The organism is Pelistega suis (assembly GCF_013133795.1).
GTDB classification, from domain to species: Bacteria; Pseudomonadota; Gammaproteobacteria; order Burkholderiales; family Burkholderiaceae_B; genus Taylorella; species Taylorella suis.
Genome location: NZ_JABGBN010000022.1, coordinates 1 through 876 on the forward strand (window position 1 = coordinate 1; position 876 = coordinate 876).

1 protein-coding gene is annotated in these 876 nt (G+C 38.6%); it reads right to left on the bottom strand.

What is annotated here, in order from left to right; genetic code table 11:
• Positions 1–357: 357 nt before the first annotated feature.
• A partial coding sequence (locus HKX39_RS10570; protein WP_216605103.1) for a hypothetical protein occupies positions 358–876 on the bottom strand: 519 nt, incomplete at its 5' end.

Below are 876 nucleotides of genomic sequence, written 5' to 3' on the forward strand. Positions count from 1 at the left end.
CACTCATCAAAGCGGATAGTGTCATAGCAAAGAAAACACTTGATAGTGAAACTATTATTCGGCAGACATAGGGTAAAGCCTTTATCATTACTACCTCCTTGAATCATCCTCTTTAAGATCGTAAATATATCTAAAAAAGCTGCCTCCGATAAAATCTCCTAGCAACACCATTAAAAATGCTTTTCTAATTTGAACTTGCAAAACAGTGTGTTGTATCTCCCAAAAATGTCTGATTGAGTATTCAATTCCATATTTGCTAGGAAAATGAACAACAGCAGCTATTTCTAATAGACATAAAGAGAATAAAAAAAGCATACAAAGTCTACAAAATATACGGAAAATAATAATTCTCACTGTTTACTCACTCTTATCTTCGGGAAAAGAAAAATATTTGTCCAAAAGATTAGGAAACTTTTGAAGCATCTCTGGAGTATAAATTTTCAATATAGGATTCGGTAGTTTTTCTCCTGCCACACCCCCAAGAACGGATAACGCTGTGTCCTGAGGTATATTTCCCTTGACAGCAAAACTCGTGGCAGCCCCCATTCCAGCATTCACAATAAGCGTTTTGCCCAAGGGCATTCCCGTTGTCATAGCTGAAGTTATTCCCGTACTTATAAACTCTGTCCAGTTAAACGGTTGACCTACTACAAATTGAGCTGTGGCATTAGCAGTCAATCCACTTGCTGTATTAAGAACCACAGGATTACCTAATACATTCGTTACAACTGGTGATTTTATCGTAACTAGCGAACCAGCAAGAACCATGCCGTCCTTCACGCCACGTGCTATCTGTATTTCTGGACGAGCATTCCAAGCATTCTGCTGTTGCAAATACGTTATCACCCCTTGGGTAGGACGGTCAATTTTAGCCAT